The organism is Leptolyngbya sp. FACHB-8 (genome assembly GCF_014695575.1).
Taxonomy (GTDB): domain Bacteria; phylum Cyanobacteriota; class Cyanobacteriia; order Elainellales; family Elainellaceae; genus Vacuolonema.
In genome coordinates this window covers 138,367-159,461 of the sequence record NZ_JACJOO010000087.1, presented here as the reverse complement: position 1 = coordinate 159,461, position 21,095 = coordinate 138,367, and the positions used below count along the sequence as shown (strand labels likewise).

Sequence of the window (21,095 nt, the reverse complement as noted above, 5' to 3'; positions counted from 1 at the left end):
GCTGCTGTGACCCAAGAACCTCTGCTAAACCCACCCCTACATCAAAATTGCCACCTCTCCGGAAATTAGCGTGCCTCTGCCATGCATCATTTCCAGACGGCACCCCATCATCGCCACCCACCTACCCCACCCAAACCTGATCAAAAACCCCACCGATGCGAAGCGGTCTAACGCATCCCATGCAGAACCCCTTTTACCTAAGGGATCTAGGGGAGGGTCACCCCGTCCCCTAGTCAGGGGGGTGAGGGGCGACGCACCCCCAAGCAGGGCATCAAAAAACCCTTATCTAAACTCCAGGCACCCGGTGTTTTTAGAAACACCGGGTGCCTAAACCCACCCTATGGGCAAGCCGACGAGCCATGCGGCCACGTCCAATGCGTGATCTCATCCTTATCTGCCCCATACTCATGGGCGTAGTTCAGGTTATCGATGATCTCATTCTTCATGCGTTCCCGCACATGGGCCGCCCGCGATCCCAGACTCGGCACCCGATCGATCACATCAATCACCAGGCTAAAGCGATCGACATTATTCCGAATCGCCAACTCCAACGGCGTGTTGATATTCCCCTTCTCCTTATAACCGCGCACATGAATTCGATCCTGATTTGTGCGCCGATACGTCAGCTTGTGGATTAACCAGGGGTACCCGTGGAAGTTAAAGATAACCGGCTTATCCGGCGTAAACAACGCATCAAACTCCCGCTCCGACATTCCGTGCGGATGCTCCTCCTGTGGCATCAACGTGAGCAAATCCACCACATTAATAAATCGCACCTTCAAGTAAGGAAACTCGTCCCGCAAAATTCCTGTCGCAGCAAGAGACTCACGAGTCGGCACATCTCCGCAGCAAGCCATTACTACCTCAGGTTCATCAGGCTCAGTTCCACAATCATCATTGCAGGCCCAGTCCCATATACCCACACCCTTCGTGCAGTGCTTGATTGCCTGCTCAATATCGAGGTACTGCATGTGCTTCTGCTTATCCGACACGATCACATTTGTGTAATTGGTACTGCGGAAACAGTGATCAGCAACCGACAGCAAGCAGTTCGCATCCGGCGGGAAATAGATCCGCACCACACTGGGATCCTTATTCGTCACCACATCCACAAAACCTGGATCCTGGTGCGAGAAACCGTTGTGATCCTGCCGCCACACCGTCGACGACAACAACACGTTCCACGATGACACCGGAGCTCGCCAGGGCACATGGTGCTTGCAAATATCCAACCACTTCGCATGCTGGTTGAACATTGAACTAATTACATGGGCAAACGCCTCGTAGGTATGGAAGAAGCCATGCCGTCCTGACAGCAGATAGCCTTCCAGCCACCCCACCAGGGTATGCTCACTCAACATCTCCATCACGCGGCCATCTTGAGCTAGCTCACTGCCATCCAAATCTTCCGGCAGCATCTCCGCCATCCACGTCTTCTTCGTCACCTCATAGGGTGCTGTCAGGCGATTCGACGCCGTTTCATCCGGCCCCATCATCCGGAAATTAGTGGGGTTGTTCTTCATGATGTCACGCAGGAAGATCCCCAGAGGCTTTGTATTCTCCGCCTCGACGGTGCCAGGGCTCGGCACATCCACGGCATAGTCACGGAAGTTCGGCATTCGTAGCTCTTTGCGCACCAGGCCGCCATTGGTAATGGGGTTGGAGCCCATGCGGCGATGACCTACGGGAGCCAAATCCTTCAATTCCGGAATGAGTGTCCCGTTCTGGTCAAACAGTTCCTCCGGTCCGTAACTGCGTAACCATTGTTCCAATACCTGCACATGGGCCGGGTTGGTTTGCAGATCCGCCATGGGCACCTGGTGCGATCGCCAGAACCCTTCCACTTTCCGTCCATCAATTTCAGCAGGAGCCGTCCAGCCCTTGGGCGATCGCAGAATAATCATCGGCCACTCAGGACGACGCGTTACCCCTTCAGAACGAGCCTCACGCCAAATAGCATGAATATCCTGCACCGCCGATTCCATCGCCGCAGCCATTGCCTGGTGCATGTATTGCGGATCTGAACCTTCTACAAAATAAGGCTTGTAGCCATAGCCCCGGAACAAGCTCTCCAGTTCATCATGGCTAATTCGCGCCAGGATCGTGGGGTTCGCAATCTTGTAACCGTTTAAGTGCAGGATCGGCAATACAGCCCCATCCCGAGCTGGGTTAATAAACTTGTTGGAATGCCAGGAGGTTGCTAGCGGCCCCGTTTCGGCTTCCCCATCTCCAACAACCCCCAGAACAATGAGATCGGGGTTATCAAGCGCAATCCCATAGGAATGGGAGAGGCTGTACCCCAGTTCCCCCCCTTCGTGAATTGAGCCCGGAGTTTCAGGAGTAGCATGGCTTCCAATTCCACCGGGGAACGAGAACTGTTTGAAGAACTTGTACATGCCTTCAATATCTTCGCTCTTATCCGGGTAAATCTCCGAGTAGGAGCCTTCCATATAAACCGGAGCTAGAAATCCAGGAGCACCGTGCCCCGGACCAGCCACATAGACCATGTTCTGGTCATACTTTTTGATCAAGCGATTGGCATGGACATAGATAAAGCTGAGGCCTGGGCTCGATCCCCAGTGTCCCAACAACCGCTTCTTCACATGCTCAGCCTTCAACGGCTCCCGCAGCAACGGGTTACCTTTCAGATAGATCATGCCCAGGGCCAGGTAATTGCAGGCTCGCCAGTAGGCATGGGTCTTGCGCAATTCTTCCTCAGAAAGAGGATTTCCAGTAAGAGTAGGTCTCTCAGGAGTAGCTACCATATTCTGTTTGCTCTCAACGACAACTGTGCTGTGAATATCGATGTCATGGCTATCAGGCAAGGGACTGACGGTGTGTAAAACCGACTTCCCTGGATGAACACTTACCCAATAGCCACATCGGTTCGAAAGATCTGGCCGGACTTAATCGTGTGAATCCATTGAAATCGCAAGTCGAAATTTGAGGATTTTATGGGAGATGACGGCGCAATTATGCCGAACAGAGAGAATAGAATCTCATGAAGCATCAGCCAGGGCAAAAACCCGGGTTTTCTGGTGACAATCTAAGCCGATTTCGAAGGAATTGCCAGTGCTACCGAATACTAAACCTGCCCAATGATAGATCTTTAATTTTTTACAAATTTAACGAATCAAATCGCTCCGAGGCATGAGAAATGGGGATCATAGGCAACGGCAAAAATCAAGCAGCATTATACAAGTCAACTAAAATTTCCCGCCTCTATCAATTGAAAGACCGGTAAATATCAATCTGTTATTCTTTTGAATTCCTTAAGTATTAACTTGAGTTTCTTATAGAAATTCTGCTAACTTGTCTTTGCTTTAGCTCTGAAAAATTAGACTTTAGAAATATCTTTAGATTATTTAGAATTATTGCAGAAGAATATACGAGGTGATTTTTAAAAACCTTAAGTTTGTGTGTAACTTGTATACACAAACTTAGCGTTAAGCAATAGAAATTACTCTATGTTTAAGGGTCCATTGTACATACACAAGTGCCTGGCTGTACGGAAAAGTCTCCCAACCTCCTTTTTCAAACGAGGGGGAACTGGAAAATGGGCCTACTCTAGGCAAAAACCGGCTCTCTGGCTCAGTCTCCCCCTTTCCCTGGAAAGGGGCTAGTAGGCTGCGGCCTAAGGAGATTTCCAGTAATGAAATTACCCCCAGAATGTTAGTGCTTTGCCCGCTTCGCGGGCAAAGCACTAACATTCTGGGTAAATTCTTATGCAGAAACCTCCTAAGTTTACATACTATGTTTTTGTGTGGGGTGCGAAGCACCCCACACAAAAACATAGGTGATGGATTTCCGCCTCAGCGTACTAGGGTGTGGGTTAGAGGCTGATCGCCAGAGCGACTAACTTACTAACTTGCGTATACACAGTAGTGTTTCAAGGTGAGGGAGAATTCACCCCCACCTCCTAACTTCGACAAACTGAGGCGATCGCCCATCAGAGCCAAGATTTCTTAGATCCAACTCATGAACCAGCGACGCATCTGGATTTCTGCGGGGGATAGGGGCAACCCCAGAAATAGCGGCAACCAGAAAAGGAAGCCCATCCCTATCAATATCAAAGTGGCGATCGCAAACCGTCGATGCCAGACCGAAGGGCTGTAGAAGGCGCGCTCAATCCATAGGGCGATGGCCAGCAGTGTAAACACCAACGCCCCCATGTAGTGATAGATGAACGTACAACGGGTCACCTTAACCCAGGGCAGCAAATTAGCCCCCCAGTTCACCACCAGAAATAGCAACGGCCATGCATCCAACTGCCAGGGATTCATCACCAAAGTTTCACCGGGCTCCCTGGCAGAAACCCGCACCTGTTGCCACAAGAAATACACCAACGCCCCTATGGATAAGACGATTCCCAACGTTGCAAACCACCAGAGAATTGGATTCCCCATCGCATGAACATCATAAATAGCCTCCGCTAATTGCGGTGGGGGGACTACGTTCAATTCCGGTGGAGGTGTTTGCCCGACAGTAACGGTTTGATAAAAATAGGCAACCGGACGCTGCATCAAAGGCCAGGTGTACCAGTGAGAGCAATATTGATGAGCATCAAAGCCACCAACCCGGCTGTGGTAGCTCAAGATTTCCTTTTGCCAAGACCAAAAGCTATAGTTTGGCCCCAGATTCAGGTAAGGCCACCAACTCATCCAATAGGTGAGGGCAGGAATGAGCCCAAAGGCGATCGCCCCATGTCCTAAATGCAGCCGGCTCAAATAAGCAAGAGGCGAGGCAGAACCCAGGTTAATTTGCCGAGCGGGGGATAATATCCGGTTCAACAATGCAACTGCCCAGGCCAGAACCCAGAGGGCGATCGCTCCCAGCAAAAACGCTGCACCGTTCCATTTAATAGCGATCGCTCCACCAAACCCCACGCCCGCTAACACGAGCCACAACCACAGGAATAATGATTGTGGCCGTGGCAGCCCTGATTCTCGGGCTAAAGCCCTTTGCCTCAAGTGGTTCAACGCTAGCAACAGAAACAACTGTCCCAGCAAGCCGAGCAACACCAGGTAAATGTTGTTGAGGGCATAACGCGATTCCACCAGGAACAGACCATCCAGGGCTGCCAGGAACGTCGCAATGATGGCATAAAGGCGGCGATGGGTCAGTTGTAGGGCGATCGCCCCCACCACGAGCGGGAAAAACGCCCCTATCAGGGCATTCATCCAACGGTAACTCACGGTCGAGAGAAACATCCCTGTCAGCGTATTACGGGTGTTGTCAGCGCCCCAACCCATACGCTCACCCACCCAAATGCCAAAAGCAATGAAATAGCTACTGAGGGGCGGGTGACCGCCAAATTCCTGCTTACCCTGCAAAAAACCTCTGGCAAAGTTGGCGTAATAGACCTCATCAAAGACCAGGGCATTAAACCGGCCCAATCCCCAAAACCGCAATCCTAGGGAAATGAAAAACAGCAACGCCATCCCCGCACCAAACCAGGGAAACGCTCCTTTAAGTGACATTTTTTCGAATGAAAAGACGCGGCTCATACCCCCCGCCCCGCTGAGAACTCGATTCTTTATAGCAAATTAAGAGGCCGAGCCGTTAGAACTCGCTTGAAAAGGTTGATTTTCTGTGCCCCTCGGACATATTCGTGCTTTTGGACATAGAAAATCAGCCTCTTAGGAGATTTCCAGATAAGAACTTCCCCATTATTTGGAAAAAAGGCGCGGCGAAGCCGCGCCTTTTTTCCAAATAATGGGGATATTGTTTCTCAGAAATCTCCTTAGGTACTTATGAAGCTAATGTTTTGGGGTGCATCCCATTTTCAAAAGTGGGTTTCTAGATTTGCAAAAGTGGGCTGCACCCAATGTTTTGTGCGTATCGCAAGCGAAACATTCATCACATAGGCAGGGAGTCTTAATGCGGTAATTTACAGTGAGGTTTACACCCCTAAAATCTGACGGTTTTCGCCTCTGACCAACCCAGGGCAGATTTGGAACAATAGGGATGTTGAGTGAAGGAACCGCCATGACATCTCCACTGCAAGGTCTCTACAACTGGTATCGTCAAACGCTTCGCAATCCGAAATACCGCTGGTGGGTTATTTTGGGAACCCTGGCCTATCTAGTCATGCCCTTCGATGTAGTTCCCGATTTCCTGCCCCTCTTTGGTCAGTTGGATGATGCCCTGCTGGTTTCCTTGCTCGTTGCTGAAGTATCACAAGTTCTGATCGATCGCGTCTCGAACAAGAAAGTGAACCGTACGGACGACAAAGCCGATACCACTGTTGCTGAAGAAGTAGAAGTCAAGGCTGTTCCCCTCGACTAACACTAAAGTCTCCGTCTTCGATAGCTAATAGCTACAAGACAACCTCCTAGAGAAGAGAAACGTCAATTGAGTGCGGGATGGGGCCTTCCAGGGGTGGAAAGCCCCTCTTCTTTTAATTGGCCTTCAGGCTAATTTTGCCTATCAAACTCCGAACATTGGCCTATAGAGGTCGTGTTCGTGGTTTGATAGACTTTCTAGTTTTTGTAATTCAGTTTTTTGAGAAATCTGACGCTGAGAAACCTTCATCCGGTAAGCGTGAGTTATAGGTCTGTTATTTTCGATGCTTTTACTAGAAAATCTTCTATTTGTCTGACCTAAGTAAAAAGGCAGAACCTATAATTCTGGCTAATAGGTAACTTTACTTATCAAAACTTTACAAAATACCCTTCTTTAGGGCGATAATAAAGCATAGAAACCATTCATGGCTTTAGGAGGTGTGGTAATGGTTGCCCTGACAGAGCGCACTCAGAAACGGCTGACACTACAGCAAGCCGAAATCGCCCCCGATACCACTACCATTCGATCTCAAGATTGGGATCGCGATCGCTTCGACATCGAATTTGAACTCCAGAACGGCACCACTTACAACTCCTTCCTGATTCGTGGCGAGAAAGTTGCCCTGATCGATACCTCCCACGCAAAGTTTCAGGATCTCTATCTGGCTGAGTTAACCGACCTCATCGACCCTCAGGAAATTGATTACCTCATCGTCAGCCACACCGAGCCCGACCACAGTGGGCTGGTCAAGGATGTCCTGGCCCTTAACCCCAACATCACTGTTGTGGCCGCTAAGGTTGCCTTGCAATTCCTTGATGAGTTGGTGCATCAGCCCTACAATCGCTTGCAGGTGAAGCAGGGAGACAAGCTTGATCTGGGCAACGGTCATGAGCTGGAATTCCTTTCGGCTCCCAACCTTCACTGGCCTGACACCATCTTCACCTACGACCACGGCACGAATACGCTGTTCACCTGCGATGCCTTCGGCATGCACTACTGCGATGAGTCCGTGTACGACGAAGACCTGGAGCTGATCGAGCCCGACTATAAGCTTTACTACGACTGCTTGATGGGGCCAAATGCCCGCTCGGTCTTGTCTGCCCTGAAGCGGATGGAAGCACTGCCCACGGCTCCTAGTACCATTGCCACCGGCCACGGCCCCCTGTTGCGGTTCAACCTGCCGGAACTCGTAGGACGGTACCGCACCTGGAGTGAAGATCAGGTCAAAACCGAGAAAATTGTTGCAGTGTTCTATGCCGCAGGCTACGGCTACAGTGACCACCTGGCAGAGGCGATCGCCCGAGGCATCCGCAAAACCGATGTGCAGGTTGATCTGGTAGACCTGTTCACCGCTGACCCTCAGGAGATTCGAGAAGCCGTTGTCCTGTCCTCTGGAGTTGTCATTGGGATGCCGCCGCAGACGGGCGATCGCGCCAATCAAACTCACACCGCCCTCAGCACGATCCTGGCCTCCGTTCACGCGAAGCAAGCGGTAGGCCTGTTTGAGAGCGGCGGCGGCGACGACGAATCCGTCTATCCCCTCCGCAACCAGATGCAAGAATTGGGCGCAGTAGAATCCTTCCCGCCCATTCTGATCAAGCAAACCCCTGAAGATTCTATCTACCAGCTGTGTGATGAGGCGGGTACCGACCTGGGGCAGTGGCTGACCCGCGATCGCACGGTCAAGCAAATGAAGGCCCTCAACAGCGACCTGGACAAAGCCCTGGGTCGTATCAGCGGCGGGCTTTACATTATCACCGCTCGCAAAGGGGAAACCTCTAGCGCGATGTTAGCCTCCTGGGTCACTCAGGCCAGCCTTGAGCCGTTGGGCATCACCATTGCGGTCGCGAAAGACCGGGCCATTGAGTCATTTATGCACGCAGGCGATCACTTCGTTCTGAATGTGCTGGAAGAAGGCAACTACCAGCCTTTGATGAAGCACTTCCTGAAGCGGTTCGCACCGGGGGCCGATCGCTTTGCGGGCATCAAAACTTACTCCGCTAGCAATGGTTCCCCCATTCTGGGTGACGCCCTGGCCTATCTGGAGTGCGAAGTAGTCAGTCGGATGGAATGCAGTGACCACTGGATCGTGTATAGCATCGTGGATGCTGGACGGGTGTCTAACCCTGATGCCCTGACGGCCGTACACCACCGCAAAGTTGGGAACCACTACTAAACCTCGTTCAAGGTTTGCAGATTGTTGCTGCAAACCTTGAACGACCCCATTCATCCTTAAACTCGGTTCAGGGTTTGTATTCGCAAATCCTCGAACTGCAACTTAAACCTTTAACCCGGCTCATGGTTTGCCCATCAAACCATTGATACCTCAATTCATCTAGGAGTAACGTTATGGCGGATAGCAGGCCACGGGATGTGCAGGTGGCGGAAGTAGGCGCCGCTACATTAGTGCTGCGATCGCGCACCTGGGATCGGCTCAAGTTTGAGGTGGAATACGCCCGTCAGAAGGGGACCACCGCCAACACCTATCTAATTCAAGCCGAAAAAATTGCCCTGATTGATCCGCCGGGAGAATCCTTCACACAGATTTTTCTAGAGCAATTGGCACAGCAGGCCTATCTGCAAAAAATTAACTACGTCATCCTGGGTCACGTTAACCCCAACCGGGCCGCGACATTAAAAGCATTGCTGGAAAGGGCACCACAAATTACCTTTGTATGCTCGAAAACGGGGGCGATCGCCCTCAAATCCCTCTTCCCCAACCAGGACATTCGCATCCTGGCCGTACGGGTTGAAGAAGTGTTGGATCTGGGCGAGGGGCATACTCTGCAATTCGCTTTCGTGCCCACTCCCCGCCACCCCGACGCCCTGGTCACATTTGACCCGGTCACCCGAATTCTCTACACCGACAAGCTCTTCAGTACTCATCTATGCGATGACCCTATATTCGACGAAAACTGGAAAGCCTTAGCAGAAGACCGCCGCTACTACTTCGATTGCATCCATGCCTCGCAGTCGAAGCAGGTTGAAACTGCGCTGGATCGCCTCTCAGTCTTCAAACCCAAGATCTATGCACCGGGCCACGGTCCTCTGGTACGCTTCAGCCTCAGCCGCTTTACCTTTGACTACCGTGAATGGTGTGAGCAGCAAAAGACCCAGGAAGCGAACGTAACGCTGTTGTATGCCTCGGCCTATGGCAATACAGCGGCAATGGCAGGAGCGATCGCCCGGGGCCTCACAAAAGCCGGGGTCGCGGTAGAGTCCATCAACTGCGAATTTGCTGACTCCACTGAAATCACCCAGGCGGTTGAAAAAAGCGACGGCTTCATCCTTGGCTCGCCTACCCTGGCTGGACACCCACCTACGCAGATTCAAACAGCCCTGGGACTGGTGCTCTCTTCTGCTGCCAAAACCAAGCTAGCCGGAGTGTTCGGCTCCTATGGCTGGAGCGGTGAAGCGGTGGATCTGCTGGAAAGCCGCTTACAGGATGCAGGCTTTGCCCTCGGGTTTGACACCCTGCGCGTCAAGTTCACCCCTTCCGATGAAGTTTTGGAGCAATGCGAAGCGGCAGGCGCAGAATTCGCCCAAAATCTACGGAAGATGAAGAAAACCCGCGCATCACGTCAACCGGGGATGGATTCCCAGAGCGATCGCACTGAACAGGCCGTTGGGCGTATTGTGGGCTCTCTCTGTGTCATGGCTCTTAACAATGACAACACCCATACGGGTCTGCTCACCTCCTGGGTCTCCCAGGCGACCTTCAACCCTCCCGGCCTTACCATCGCCCTGAGCCGCGAGCAGGCCGAGGAATTGCTCCCCCACAACGACGCTCCTTTTGTCCTCAATATTCTGAAGGAGGGACGGAACGTGCGGCGGGTATTCCAGCGGGCGATCGCCCCCGGCGAAAATCGCTTTGCCGAACTTCCCACCCACGAAGCGAGCAACGGCTGTTTGGTGTTGGACGATGCCCTGGCCTACCTGGAATGCCGTGTCCAGAACCGGATGGAATGCAACGACCACTGGATTGTCTACGCCACTGTAGAAAATGGTAAAGTCCTCGAACCTGTCGGGGTCACAGCGGTTCAGCACCGTAAATCAGGGGCTTACCATTAATAGCAACAGGGCTGGGGCAATTCCGCCCTGTCTAGAGTATTTATGTTATGTGTGGGGTGCTTCGCATCCTACACACAACATAAATACGTAAGTCCTAAATCCTCCATGGAAACATCCTCTGGGCAGCAAAGTTACGCTGGAGAGCCGATCGCCGAACTGCTTCGCGCTCTTGAGTCCCCAGATGCCTCTAGCCGAATGAAAGCCACTGAAGCTTTAGGGCAATTGGGGGGAGTTGAAGTCATCCCGGGTTTACTGAAAGCCTTTGTAGATGAGCGATCGCGCATTCGACGATTTGCTTTGGAGGCTTTAGTGAAACTGGGGAGTACCGAAGCCGTTCCGGGCTTGCTACAGGCCCTGACCCATCCCAATTTCCTCGTAAGGGTTCAAGCCGCTGAGGTTCTAGGACAATTGGACAGCCGCAAAGCAATTCCAGGGCTATTAACTGCCCTGGAGGATCCAAATGAGAGGGTACGCAGGAGCACAATCCGAGCCTTAAAAGCTTTGGGCAGTGTCGAGGCAATTCCGGGGTTACGCTGTGCCCTGGAAGATCCAGCCTTTTCTGTCCGTGAGGCAGCAGTTTGGGCGTTGGGGGCGTTGGGCTGTGTCGAAGCAATTTCTGACCTGCTTCAAGTTTTGGCAGATCAAAATCCCCATATCTGTCGCAGTGCTGCATCTGCGCTGGAGGCATTAAACCGTGAGACTGTTTCGCCTATTCTCCTGCAAGCACTTCATCATGAGAATCCTGCTGTGCGGAGCTATGTTGCACGAATATTAGGAAACTTGGGTTGCATTGAAGCGATTCCCGAGTTACTGGCCGTTCTTGAAGACCCCATCCAATCTGCACGCTGGAATGCAGCTCTTGCATTAGGGAAAATGGGGCGTGTTGAAGCGCTTCCTCACCTAACCACAGCACTTGAATCGAGACCATTCACGGTTGAGTCAGCTCAGGTATTGGGGGAGTTGGGCCAGACCGAAGCGATTCCGAGTTTGGTCAAAGCGCTTGAAATCCGAGATCCCTCTGTCATCATGAGTGTAGGACAGGCGCTAGGAAAATTAGGCGGTGTTGAGGCCATTCCTCGATTGGTACAACTTGTGTATCTATACGACGAATGGCCCCGTGAGGAGCTGGGAGCTGCTGCCGCCGCTGCTTTGGAAACGTTTGACATCACCAAAGCCTCTCCCCGCCTACTTCAAAACACTATCAGCTTTAAAACATTACAGAGTGCCCTAGAAAATTCAAATGCCACAATTCGTGCGGGTGTCATCGCTGTCCTCAAAAAACTAGTACGCTGAGAATTCTATTTCGCCTAGCAATTAATAGGACTTACGTGTTGTTGTGGGTGGGATGCTCCGCACCCCACCCACAACAATGCACTACAGCTGGCGGACTTGCGTAAGGCCTGAACTAAGTCTCCTGCTCAGGAATACTCAGAGCCAATTGATAGATTTGACGACGGGGCAATGCCGTACGCTCCGCCAACTGACGACTGGCACTCGATCGCGAAAGCCCCTGACGTAATAAATCCGTCAACTCCGCCAGAATAGCGGTTTCGGAAAGAATCGGTTGCTCTACATGGGCCCCTGCAACCACCAGGGTAAATTCTCCCTGGGGTTGGCGATCGCCAAACTCCTTCATCGCCTCCGCAATCGTCCCACGCCAAAACTCCTCATGCATCTTGGTAAGTTCGCGCGCCGCCACAATCGATCGCTCCGGTGATAGGGTCTGAGACAAATCCTCTAAGGTTTGCAGGACCCGATGGGGAGCTTCATATAGCACCATGGTTCGGCTTTCCAAAGCAAGAGCTTCTAAGCGATCGCGCCGCTCCTTCCCCTTAGTTGGCAGGAAGCCTTCAAAGGTAAAGCGATCGCTCGGTAGTCCTGAAGCAATCAGAGCCGTAATTACTGCACTGGCTCCTGGCACCGGCACCACTGTAATTCCTGCATCCGCACAAGCACTAACCAGCTCGTATCCGGGATCGGAAATCCCCGGCACTCCAGCATCGGTAACCACAGCAACTGACTGCCCTCGTTGCAACTGTGCCAACAATTCGGGTAAACGTTGCGTCCGATTGTGCTCGTGGTAGCTCACTTGAGGTGTCTTAATTTGAAAGTGTTGCAGCAGCTTACCCGTATGTCGCGTGTCTTCAGCAGCAATCACATCAACCGTTTGCAACACCCGAATTGCCCGGAAGGTCATATCTTCCAGGTTCCCAATAGGGGTAGCAACAACGTACAGCGTACCGAGCATAAGAAATGTTATTTGGAACGAGTTCTTGCGAAATTAACCAGGGTCAAAATACCGAATTTACCCGGTAGACTGCCTTTTCCTTCAAGGTTAATCTCATCTTATGGAGCGTGTGTAAACGGAGGAAGAAGCACTCACAATACTTATCTTGCAGGCAATCCCTTGGCATTTAAACCTATCTTGATTTCCCTGTCAGAAGGTATTAACTGAGTCGATTCCTGTAGATTTTAACGGTAAAAAACTCTTGTAATAATGTCTCTTCCGAAAGTTAACAGTCCTGTTGCACACTTGCATCCCATGTAAAGTTTGATCACCTCGCTCACACTACATGGCTTAAATTGTCACCTTCAAGGGCACATTGCTTTCGGGTTCGTTGTGTGCTTCCTTGTGGGTTCCTGTGGGCTATGAGTGATCTGGATCTGGTTTCTATTAACGCGATCGCATCTTCCAGTTTTGAGTCAGCAGTACAGCGCGTCCTGCAGTTTCTGCATAGGCGTATGGGCTTTCAATTATGGATGCTGACCCGTACCCAGGGCAATGATTGGATTGTGCTGTCTGCCAACGACCATGGTTATGATGTTAAGCCTGGCGACGTGTTTCAGTGGTCTGATTCTTTCTGTTCTCGGATGGTGGAAGGCAATGGCCCTAACATTGCCCCCCGTTGTCAATTAATTCCAGCTTATGCATCGGCTCCTATTGGTAGAAAAATTCCTATCGGAGCTTATGTTGGACTTCCCCTTTACTCTCCCGATGGGTCGTTATTTGGCACGCTGTGCGCCATTGACCCCAACCCGCAGTCAGAACACCTGCAAACCGAGCTCGCCATGCTGGAACTTCTGGTATTGCTCCTCTCCAGTTTGTTACACCAGGAGTTACAAGCTCAGGAAAACTTACGCCTTAAACAAAAGGCCGAAGCTGAGGCGCAACTAGATATTCTAACCGGGATTTATAACCGTCGAGGCTGGCATTACTTATTAGAAGCTGAAGAAATGCGCTGTTCGCGCTATGGCCTGACCGCCGGGATTGTCGTCATCGACCTGGACAATTTGAAACAAACGAACGATCAACAGGGGCACGCCGCAGGCGATCGCCTTTTGCAACGCACTGCCTACACTCTCCAGACCAACGTTCGCCCCTGCGATATTGTCTCTCGCATCGGCGGGGATGAGTTTGCCATTCTCATTGTGGAATCATCCCGCGAAGACAGCGAGAGGGTTGTACAACGAATTCAACATAACCTTGCCCGCGCTCAAATCAGCGCTTCTCTGGGTTGGGCTATGCGATCGCCCACAGCCCGATTACAGGAAGCATTGGAGCAAGCTGACAAAGCAATGTACCAGAACAAGAACCAACGCAGACAATTCTATACGCATAGCCATCTCAGTTAAGGAGATTTCTTAACCCCTTTCCTATTTGATGAGGTACGAGAGAGGCTGTGGGGCTTCGTTTCACGTTCCCTCTCTTACCTCATCGGATGGAAAAATACTATATATCCAAAGAAATAATATTGACTTGACAGGAATTACGCAAAGCCGTTAGATGAAGCAGAGTTCTCTAACGGTTGATGGATAGATCCATGCCCCTGCCAAAAACCCGCTTTCAGGCCTTTGTTGAACTATTGCAGGAGCGCGTCCAACAACAGCCAGAGCAGACGGCTTTTGTTTTCCTCAAGAATGGCGAGACAGAATCTGGCCGCCTGAGCTACGGAGAACTAGAGCAACGGGCTAAGGCGATCGCCGTCCAACTCCAGGCCTTCCTTGCCCCCGGAGAACGGGCCTTGCTTGTCTATCCTTATGAAGCTGCACAAGCCTTTATTACGGGGTTCTTGGGCTGCTTATATGCTGGGGTGGTTGCTGTTCCCTGCGCCGCACCACGCAACCGCTCAGGTTGGATTGATCTGGGCGATCGCCTCGCTTCCTCCGGTGCCAAAATTCTGCTCAGTACCGCCAATCTCCTCCCCAAACTCAAGCCTCAGCTTCAAAACACCGACGCTGCAAGCCTGGCGGCCTCACTACCGGGTTTGGCAACCGATACTCCAGTGGCCACTGACCCTACCGCCTGGATCGCTCCGTCCCTCCAGCCTGAGACTCTAGCGTTTTTGCAGTACACCTCCGGCTCCACCGGAAAACCTAAAGGCGTGATGGTCACCCACCGTTCCATTCTGCAAAACCAGCAGATGATTGAAGCGGCTTTTGGGCATAGCGATCGCACCATTGGCGTTGGCTGGCTACCCCTATTTCACGATATGGGTCTCATTGGCAACGTGCTACAGGTTCTCTACCTGGGCAGCTACAGCGTGCTGATGTCTCCCATCGATTTTGTGCAGAAGCCGGTGCGTTGGTTACAAATGATTTCTCACTATCGGGGCACCACCAGCGGTGGCCCCAACTTCGCTTATGACCTCTTATGTAACCGCGTCACCGAGGCCCAACGGGCCGAGCTCGACCTGAGCTGCTGGCAGGTTGCTTTTTCTGGTGCAGAACCCGTGTTGACCGATACTCTGGAGCGATTCACGAGGACTTTTGCCGATTGTGGCTTTCGTTCCTCCGCTTTTTACCCTTGCTACGGCATGGCTGAAGCGACCTTATTTATCGCAGGTGGGCGATCAGGCCAAGCGCCCCGATTCTCTACCGTGGCCGATGATGCCCTGGAGGAAAATCGTGTTGTCCCGACTGAACCATTGTCCGAGCGGGCTCGCACCCTGATTAGCTGCGGCACCCCCTGGCTAGATGGACAAATTGTCATTGCTGACCCAGAGAATCTGGCCCGTTGTGCGCCCAACCAAGTCGGCGAAATTTGGGTATCGGGCTCCGGCCTGGGGGTTGGATACTGGAATATGGAAGAAATGAGCGATCGCACCTTCAACGCCCATCTGAAGGACACTGGAGAAGGTCCCTTTCTACGAACGGGTGACCTGGGCTTTTTGCAAGATGGCCAGCTCTACATTACAGGGCGGCTTCACGATGTCCTGGTGTTTTGGGGACTGAATCACTATCCTCACCACATTGAAGCCACGGTGACAGCGTGCCATCCCGCTTTCCGCCCCAACCGTGCTGCGGCATTTTCGGTCGAGGTAGACGGCGTTCCCCGCCTGGTGATCGCTCAGGAAGTGGAGCGGCAGTTCATCAAACAGCTCACCCTGGACGAAGTCATTGAACCTATCCGGTGGGAGGTGTTTCAGGAGCATTTTATTGATGTCTATGGTATTGTGCTGCTGAAACCGGGCGATCTACCACTGACCTCCAGCGGTAAGATTCAGCGGCGTCGGTGTCGAGAGCTTTTCTTAAAAGGGGAGTGGGAAACCCTGGGGGAGTGGCGATCGCCCAAAGACGAGCGCAGCGATATGACAGGCATGCTCGAACGCTACCTCAACCCGATGACGCACCTGCGCCGCTTCTCCAGCACTGCGGCTGGGCGGCTGAGGCGGCTGCTGTCTGGCTTTTCAGCCTCTGAGATAGCCTAGTACGCCGTTACCATCCTCCTCAGACTCAAACGTTACGTTCAATCATCCAGTATCGTCACTATTTCATACGTTTCTTCTGTATGCCTCGCGTTCCTGTAAAAACCTTTATTCTGCGGCTCTGTGGGGTAGTAGCCACCAGCGTCCTTTGCAATGCCTTGCCTGCTGTCGCAGCCGAAAATCTGGTTGTCACGTTCGGCCCCATAGAGCGCCGTATTGCCGTAGCCGATCTGGAAGCCTTTGCCGAAAAAGGGGAGTTGCAAAATGAAGCCGGTTTTGTGTTGCAACGATTCAGCCCTGAGCAGCAGCAAAAGGCCCAACAAGCCCTAATAGGGAAGTTAGAGGGAATCGACCCAATCGTGCTTTCTCAGTTCACCTACACTCGCCCCGGTGAACAACTACTGACGGAAGTCGGCGAGTTAATTCGCACGGAGTCTGGGCAAAATGGCTTTCAGAGCTTGCGAGCGGCCATGTTGCTCACCGCCACGAGTCCCGATGGAGTAACTCCCCTAAACTTTCTGAAAAACCTGCCTACTGACATGCGCATTGATCTGGCAGCATTGCTCAGCCAGGGGCAGCGAGTCCGTCAATTCTTACAGGAAACTGATACTGCCGTCTCAGCCATCGAAACCCAGGCGAAAACCAGCACGCCGGGAATACCCTTATCGTTAGAGGCCCTTCCCGACCCTCGGGCCGAAGGCAGCACTTCCTTTACGAAGCAAACCATTCAGTTTTATGATGCGCGTCGCGATCGCACTCTCCTTACCGATCTCTACCTTCCTGAGGGTGCTGGCCCCATCCCGGTCATTCTCGTCTCCAATGGACTGGGAGCAAGGCGTACTCGTTTTGCAGACCTGGGCGCTCACCTGGCATCCCACGGGTTTGCTGTGGTGATTCCCGATCATCCCGGAAGCGATCGCCAGCGTCTGCAGGATTTCAATGCCGGGCTTTATCGAGAAAACTTTGACTCGGCGGATTTCATCGAACGGCCCCACGACCTCAGCTTTTTGCTGGACGAGTTGCAACGGCAGGGCTATGGCGATCGCCTCAATCTCTCCCAGGTTGGCGTTTTTGGCTACTCCTTTGGCGGCGTTACAGCCCTCTCTCTGGCCGGAGCCACCATCGACCCCGTGCATTTGCAAAGGGATTGCGATACTCGTAGCGCCATCTTCAATATCTCATTGCTCTATCAGTGTCGTGCTCTAGAACTCTCCCCTGAGCAATTGGCCATGCCCTTAGCCGATGAACGCGTCACAGCCATTTATCTGTTTTTTCCGTTCGGTCGTAGCCTGTTTGGCCCCGACGGAATGGCCAAGGTACAAATTCCTCTATTCTGGCAGGCAACCGATCTCGATATCCTGACACCCCTGTTAGAGGAACACCTCCCTACCTACGGATGGATCACCGCTGAGGATCGCTATCTTGCCATTTCCCGAGGGTTACCTCACGCTCGTCTAACCCTGGATGTACTACGTCAATTGACCCCCATCCCGGATGAGTGGCCTCGCTTGCGCGATGTCACCCAGACCTATCAGGAGGCTATGGCGATCGCCTTCTTTGAGACTTACATTCGAGAAGATGAGCGTTACCGCACCCTGTTGCAACAGGACTACACTCAGGTACTGACCGAAGAGCCCTATCGGTTTAGCCTGGTGCGATCGCTCCCCCAATAACAACGCTATTTCAACAGGACTTATACATTTAGGAGGTTTCTGCATAAGAATTTACCCAGGATGTTGGTGCTTTGCCCGCGAAGCGGGCAAAGCACCAACATCCTGGGGGTAATTTCATTACTGGAAATCTCCTTATTGTTGTGTGTAGTGGGCTTCGCCACACATAACAATAACGTCAGTTCGGGATAAGCCGAACCGTCTATTATAGCGCTGTGCGGGTTGATTAAGTACGGTGGTGTGGGGCACTTCGTGCCCCACACCACCGTTGCTGTACTTCACGCACTTGCACATTGCTATATCGCGTGCGCGACGCGCACGCAATAATGGGCTTTTTCGAGTGCCGCGCTTCGCGCGGCACTCGAAAAAGCCCTTAACCCGAACTGAGGTTAACAATAATGCACCAGAGGATGAGCGCAAAGCACTCATCCTCGTTTGAAATGCATATAAACAGACTACAGAACTGTAGACAATTCCTTCAGATAAACCCGGCTAAAGGGTTCATCAGGTCCTAGCTGATACCGTTCCATCAATCCCTTCCGCTGAATGGAGATTGTCTCGTGCTGTCTGACCACCACCGTTGATGTATCAAAGACATCACGGGTGAGAACGTTTTCAATATCCGTGGGATTGTCTAAAACGACGAGATCGCTACCGTAGTAGAACATCCCTTCCCGTTCAAGAACATCCTCTGGATACTCCACAATCAACAGATCTAACTTCGGATTACGCAACAGGTTTTGCACATTCACGTTGTAATTGGAATGAAAAACTTTGCGCGATCGGTTAACGAAAACTCCCTGACGGCATACAGCCCCAACCGAACAGTTAGGATGTTGAAACAAAATATGGTCAATCAGCTCCAACAAATCTCTCTCATCAATCCGGTTCACACTGATGATCGGAATCCGTGCATCCTGACTAGACGCAAAAAACGTTTTTAAGATGTGGGAGGGAACATCAACACTATCCCCAACTGCAGGCTTTAGATGCATAAAAATGCCGGGAGCCGCATTGATTTCCAGAATGCCGAAGTTCCCATCGCGCCAGGATTTTGACAGATCAGAGGCAATCACATCGATGCCTAGACAGGTTAACCGGAAATGCTGAGCAATATCCTGCGCCAAAATCACATTATCGGAATGAACATTAGGCGTTGCATCAATACTCAAACCCCCAGCAGACAGGTTCGCCACCTTACGCAGGAACACCGTTTCGCCTGCATCTAAAACGCTGTCCAGGGACAGGCCCTGTTCCTTTAGATAAAACCGCATGGCATCATCGGTTTTGATCTTACCCATGGGCGAGGTCGGTGTATCCGATCGCGCAGGCATCTGGTTTTCTCGGTCAATCAATTCTTCAATGGTTGACTCACCATCCCCTGTCACCGAAGCAGGACGCCGCTCGGTCGCTGCAACAAACTTGCCATTCACACACAGCAAGCGATAATCCTTCCCAGAAATGCTTTGCTCAATAATGATGCGAATGGCCTGGTCGGGGGCGATCGCCTCTAATGCCCGCTCATAGGCTTGCTCTAGCTCATCAGACGTGCGGACATTGGCGGTAACCCCAATCCCTTTGTGACCCACTACGGGTTTCACAGCTACGGGATAACCAATCTGCCGTGCCGTCAGTAGGGCATCCTCCAGCGTACGAACAATATCACCCTGAGGAATGGGAAATCCGAGGGTGTGGAGAAATGCCTTGCAATCATCCTTACGGGTCGTAAAATCCGAATCAAGATGGCTATCAGGATCAAAGGTTGTAGCCTGCCCCCGCACTTGTTTGCGGCCATAGCCATACTGCATCAGTCCCTCATCCCACAGATAAAAGGCAGGGATGCCCTGGTCGGCGGCGGTCTTCATTAAGGCATAGACCGTGGGGCCACCATAGACTGAGTCTCGAAAGAGATCCTGCAAAAGGGTAATTTGTTCTGTTAAGGCAAAGCTACGGTCATCAGTAATAGCTTCGATCCAGTCCCAGACGGTATAAATGACGTTGCGGCTGGTGCGTGGATGAATGGACTGCACCGCGACACGAAAGTGTTCATTGGGGCCAGAATGAACACTCCAGCAATGACCATACAACTCCATATCTAACTTGCTCACCTCGGCTACTGTGCGAGCAAATAGGTGAGCATAGTCTTCGTACGTCTCTTCGGCCATGTGAGGGTAGCGATCGCTAATGACCTCCACGTACTCCTCAATGGGCAACGGGGTTGTGTGCCCCGTCATCGTCAAGTCAAACACGTAGGCCGCTGTGTTCAAGTAGGGATTTGGCCCATCGTAATGGTGGAAGTTAAAAAGGTCAAAAGCGTCCGTTTTTCTAGCATTGACGCGAATGGTATCGGAACCCTGCTCTACTACCATGTCTCAGTCCCGTGTTGGAGGAAGCACAATCAGCAATAAATCATACAGGACCGATTGAAACGTATTAGAACCTATAATTCCTCTACCCAAGTGATGGTCTTCTATATAAAAACGTAATTTCTTCTATTTAGTTAAATGTCTATAAATCAAGCTCTACTATACATACAGATTACAAAAGACCAGATATATTTCATGCAAGGATTCTGACATGAAACTATTGCCTTAATAAAAGCTTTACCCTTTCAAAATAATGGATTGATTACGTTGTGCACTCCTAATCTGCATAGGGCTTTGGTCTTAAAATTACCGAGCAAGTTACAACTTTGGCAGGGTGAAACAAGCATACAAGTTTGGTTAAATAAATAGTAGATGAGTTTAAGGAGCAAGTGATGGATATCACGGATAGGTTGCTTCGAAGTCAGGTCCACGTCTTGGCTAATGAAGCATTCCATCGGCACTTAATCTCTGGCTATGGGGATGGGGAATATGCCGACCAATATCAAATTGTTTACCAGGGAAAACCCAGGCATTTGCCTTTAGAGCAGGCCCGAGCATTTCTTAGTACTCTTATTTCCCTCAATAGCTGCAAAACACAGGTTTAGACAGTATTACCACTTCCGATTGTCTAAGTCTGCAACTTTCATTGGTGTAGTGTTTTACACTGCACCAGTGAAGTTTTGTAGTTATATTCATTCTCAATTCTGATTCTGAAAACCATTGAGGATTCCTATTTTCATTACAGAAAAGGTATTATTGACCTACTATAAGAATCCATCCAAAAAGTTTATTTTTTGTACTCTAAGGGCATAAAATCAAGCTTCTTAAGGCTGATTCTTCTACTTCTATAGGGCTTTTCAAACGCTTAAAATCTGGTTGTTTTTATGAAAGCCACGCTCCATACGACTCTCACAAAAACAACTGTGGCTGATTCAAGCGCGGAGCGCTGTAAATGGGTCATGTAGTACGTTCCATCTGCAAATATGGCTGCGTTGTCG

The 21,095-nt window shown here is 51.3% G+C and carries 12 protein-coding genes; 8 read left to right on the top strand and 4 right to left on the bottom strand.

Annotated features, from left to right (window positions below; genetic code table 11):
* Positions 1-338 precede the first annotated feature (338 nt).
* Positions 339-2,765: a phosphoketolase family protein gene (locus H6F91_RS25500; protein ID WP_190773209.1), complete on the bottom strand. Its 2,427-nt coding sequence runs from the start codon at positions 2,763-2,765 to the stop codon at positions 339-341.
* Between the two features lie 1,200 nt (positions 2,766-3,965).
* Positions 3,966-5,480 carry a phospholipid carrier-dependent glycosyltransferase gene (locus H6F91_RS25495; protein ID WP_199308049.1) on the bottom strand — a complete coding sequence of 505 codons (1,515 nt, stop codon included), beginning with the start codon at positions 5,478-5,480 and terminating at the stop codon, positions 3,966-3,968.
* A gap of 508 nt (positions 5,481-5,988) precedes the next feature.
* Here H6F91_RS25495 and H6F91_RS25490 point away from each other — a divergent pair.
* From H6F91_RS25490 to H6F91_RS25475, 4 genes are all read left to right on the top strand, one after another.
* Positions 5,989-6,288 carry a YkvA family protein gene (locus H6F91_RS25490; RefSeq protein ID WP_190773207.1) on the top strand — a complete coding sequence of 100 codons (300 nt, stop codon included), beginning with the start codon at positions 5,989-5,991 and terminating at the stop codon, positions 6,286-6,288.
* A gap of 442 nt (positions 6,289-6,730) precedes the next feature.
* Positions 6,731-8,461: a diflavin flavoprotein gene (locus tag H6F91_RS25485; RefSeq protein WP_190773206.1), complete on the top strand. Its 1,731-nt coding sequence runs from the start codon at positions 6,731-6,733 to the stop codon at positions 8,459-8,461.
* 173 nt (positions 8,462-8,634) lie between these two features.
* Positions 8,635-10,356 carry a diflavin flavoprotein gene (locus H6F91_RS25480; protein ID WP_190773205.1) on the top strand — a complete coding sequence of 574 codons (1,722 nt, stop codon included), beginning with the start codon at positions 8,635-8,637 and terminating at the stop codon, positions 10,354-10,356.
* A gap of 105 nt (positions 10,357-10,461) precedes the next feature.
* Positions 10,462-11,649, top strand: coding sequence for a HEAT repeat domain-containing protein (locus H6F91_RS25475; RefSeq protein ID WP_190773204.1), 1,188 nt, complete (start codon positions 10,462-10,464; stop codon positions 11,647-11,649).
* Positions 11,650-11,761: 112 nt separating this feature from the next.
* On the opposite strand, the gene rsmI is transcribed toward H6F91_RS25475, so the two are convergent.
* The gene (rsmI, locus tag H6F91_RS25470; RefSeq protein WP_190773203.1) at positions 11,762-12,604 is read right to left on the bottom strand and encodes a 16S rRNA (cytidine(1402)-2'-O)-methyltransferase; all 843 of its coding nucleotides are present in this window, start codon (positions 12,602-12,604) and stop codon (positions 11,762-11,764) included.
* Positions 12,605-13,005: 401 nt separating this feature from the next.
* Between rsmI and H6F91_RS25465 the strand changes: the two genes are divergently transcribed.
* From H6F91_RS25465 to H6F91_RS25455, 3 genes are all read left to right on the top strand, one after another.
* A complete protein-coding gene (locus tag H6F91_RS25465; protein ID WP_190773202.1) occupies positions 13,006-13,989 on the top strand; it encodes a sensor domain-containing diguanylate cyclase in 984 nt (327 codons plus the stop codon).
* Between the two features lie 188 nt (positions 13,990-14,177).
* Positions 14,178-16,064, top strand: a complete 1,887-nt coding sequence (locus H6F91_RS25460) for a fatty acyl-AMP ligase (RefSeq protein ID WP_190773201.1) — start codon at positions 14,178-14,180, stop codon at positions 16,062-16,064.
* Positions 16,065-16,144: 80 nt separating this feature from the next.
* Positions 16,145-17,734: an alpha/beta hydrolase gene (locus tag H6F91_RS25455; protein WP_190773200.1), complete on the top strand. Its 1,590-nt coding sequence runs from the start codon at positions 16,145-16,147 to the stop codon at positions 17,732-17,734.
* 452 nt (positions 17,735-18,186) lie between these two features.
* On the opposite strand, the gene H6F91_RS25450 is transcribed toward H6F91_RS25455, so the two are convergent.
* Positions 18,187-20,100 carry an acetate--CoA ligase family protein gene (locus H6F91_RS25450; RefSeq protein WP_190774246.1) on the bottom strand — a complete coding sequence of 638 codons (1,914 nt, stop codon included), beginning with the start codon at positions 20,098-20,100 and terminating at the stop codon, positions 18,187-18,189.
* A gap of 389 nt (positions 20,101-20,489) precedes the next feature.
* Here H6F91_RS25450 and H6F91_RS28655 point away from each other — a divergent pair, with 389 nt between their 5' ends.
* Positions 20,490-20,702 (top strand): hypothetical protein, encoded by a 213-nt coding sequence (locus H6F91_RS28655; protein ID WP_347280085.1) that lies wholly within the window; start codon positions 20,490-20,492, stop codon positions 20,700-20,702.
* Positions 20,703-21,095: the final 393 nt, after the last annotated feature.